Genomic DNA, 2748 nt, shown 5'->3' on the forward strand with positions numbered 1-2748 from the left:
TCGGCAGGCCGCCTACGCCGCCGCCAACACCTACCTCGACGCCCTCGCCGAACACCGCCGCTCCCAAGGACTCCCCGCCACCAGCATCGCCTGGGGACCGTGGAGCGACGCGGGCATGGCCGCCGACGAAACGGCGCTCTCGTTCTACGGGCGGCGGGGGTTGGCACCGCTCAGCCCCGACCTCGCGGTCGCAGCGCTCCACCACGCGCTCAGCCACCACGACACGACCGTCACCATCGCGGACATCGACTGGGAGAAGTTCCCCGCCACGTTCACGGCGCAACGGCCGAGTCCGCTGCTCTCCGACCTGATCGAGCCCACCGCGCACCCGGCGGACCGTCACCGCACCCCGTCGCGTGCCACACCGCTGCGCCAGCAGCTCGACTCCAGCACCCCCGAGCAGCGGCATCAGCTCCTGCTCCACCAGATCCAGTCCCTCGCCGCCACGATCCTGGGCCACACCGGGCCCGAGGCCATTCCGCCCAGCCAGCCGTTCCAGGAGCTGGGGTTCGACTCCCTCACCGCCGTCGAGCTCCGCAACCAGCTCGCCACCCTCACCGGCCTCGACCTGCCGCCCTCTCTCATCTTCGACCACCCCACACCGGACACCCTCGCGACCCAGCTGTGTGCCGACATCACCGGGCAGCGGACGGCCGTCGCGGCCCACGCACCCACCGCGGCCGCGCTCGACGAGCCCATCGCGATCGTCGGAATGGCCTGTCGCTATCCCGGTGGCGCGCGCAACCCGAAGGATCTGTGGGAGCTGGTCGTCGCACACCGCGACGCCATCACGGAGATGCCCACCGACCGGCACTGGGATCTGCACACGCTCTTCCACCCCGACCCCGACCACACGGGTACGAGTTACGTCCGCGAGGGTGGTTTTCTCCATGACGCGCCCGCGTTCGACGCGGCGTTCTTCGGCATCAGCCCGCGCGAGGCGGTCGCGATGGACCCCCAGCAGCGGCTGCTCCTCGAAACCGCGTGGGAGACCTTCGAAAACGCGGGGCTCGACCGCGACGCGCTGAGTGGCAGCGATACCGGTGTCTTCGCCGGAGTGACCTCCCAGGACTATTTGTCGCTCACCGGCGATACGGCAAGCGATGTCGAGGGCTACGTCGCCACGGGCAACATCGCCAGTGTGGTGTCCGGCCGGGTGGCGTACTCGTTCGGCCTGGAAGGGCCCGCGGTCACCGTCGACACGGCCTGTTCGTCGTCGCTCGTGGCCATGCATCTGGCCGCCCAGGCGCTGCGACAGGGCGAATGCACCCTCGCCCTGGCGGGCGGGGTGACGGTGATGGCCACCCCGGGCGCGTTCATCGAGTTCTCGCGGCAGCGCGGTCTGGCGCCCGATGCCCGGTGCAAGCCGTTCGCCGCGGCCGCCGATGGCATGGTGTGGGGCGAGGGAGTGGGCCTCGTCCTGCTGGAGCGGCTGTCGGACGCGCGTCGCAACGGCCACCGGGTGATGGCACTGGTACGGGGCTCGGCGGTCAACCAGGACGGCACCAGCAACGGTCTGACGGCACCGAACGGGCCGTCCCAGCAGCGGGTCATCCGGCAGGCGCTCGCCAACGCCCGCCTCACGCCGTCCGAAGTGGACGCGGTCGAGGCGCATGGGACGGGGACCACCCTCGGCGATCCGATCGAGGCCCAGGCGCTGCTGGCCACCTACGGACAGGACCGGCCGGACGACCGGCCGCTGTGGCTCGGCTCCATCAAATCCAACATCGGCCACACCCAGGCCGCCGCTGGCGTGGCGGGCGTCATCAAGATGGTGATGGCCATGCACCACGGGCTGCTGCCCGCCTCGCTGCACATCGACGAGCCGACGCCCAATGTGCGCTGGTCCGAGGGTGACGTACAGCTGCTCACCGAACCAGTTCCGTGGCCGGAGGGCGGACAGCCGCGCCGGGCAGGTGTGTCGTCCTTCGGTATCAGCGGCACCAACGCCCATCTGATCCTGGAGCAGGCTGACCATCCGGTGACGCCGGTGTCCACGGTTGGCGGTGCCGTGCCGTGGGTTGTGTCCGCGCACAGTGCGGAGGCCCTTCGAGGGCAGGCGGGCGCCCTGACCGAGCACGTCTGTGCTGAGGATGACGTATCGCCGGTGGAGGTGGGCTGGTCACTGCTGAAGACCCGCTCGCTCTTCGACCACCGGGCCGTCATCGTCGGGGACAGCCACGAGGAACTGGCGGCGGGCTTGCAGGCCCTGGCGAACGGTGCGCCACATCCGGCCGTCGTACATCCCGGGGGCGTCGCGGGCGTTTCGGGGCAGACGGTGTTCCTGTTCAGCGGGCAGGGCAGCCAACGGACCGGCATGGGTGCGGGGTTGTACGACCGGTTCCCGGTCTTCGCCGAAGCCTTCGACGAGGTCTGCGCCCTCCTGGACCCGCACCTGGAACACCCGCTTCGCGATGTCGTGTTCAACCAGCAGCACGCACAACTGCTGGACCACACGACCTACGCCCAGGCGGGGCTGTTCGCGCTGCACATCGCCCTGGCCCGGCTGCTGGACTCGCAGGGGCTGCGCCCCGACGTGGTGATCGGCCACTCGATCGGCGAGGTCGCCGCCGCCCATGTGGCCGGTGTCTTCGACCTGCCGGACGCCTGCCGCCTGGTGGCCGCCCGCGCCACCCTCATGGGCGGACTCCCCGAAGGCGGCGGCATGGCCACCATCGCCGCCACCCCCGACGAACTAGCCGACGATCTCACCGCCACCGACGGCCAGGTCAGCATCGCCGCCCTCAA

Annotated in this window: 1 protein-coding gene; it reads left to right on the forward strand. The window is 70.7% G+C overall.

Annotated elements, in window-relative coordinates:
* On the forward strand, positions 1 to 2748 hold a 2748-nt coding region (locus ACFV9T_RS42650), incomplete at both ends, for a beta-ketoacyl synthase N-terminal-like domain-containing protein (RefSeq protein ID WP_385449263.1).

The sequence above is a fragment of the Streptomyces sp. NPDC059850 genome, from assembly GCF_042731515.1.
GTDB lineage: Bacteria > Actinomycetota > Actinomycetes > Streptomycetales > Streptomycetaceae > Streptomyces.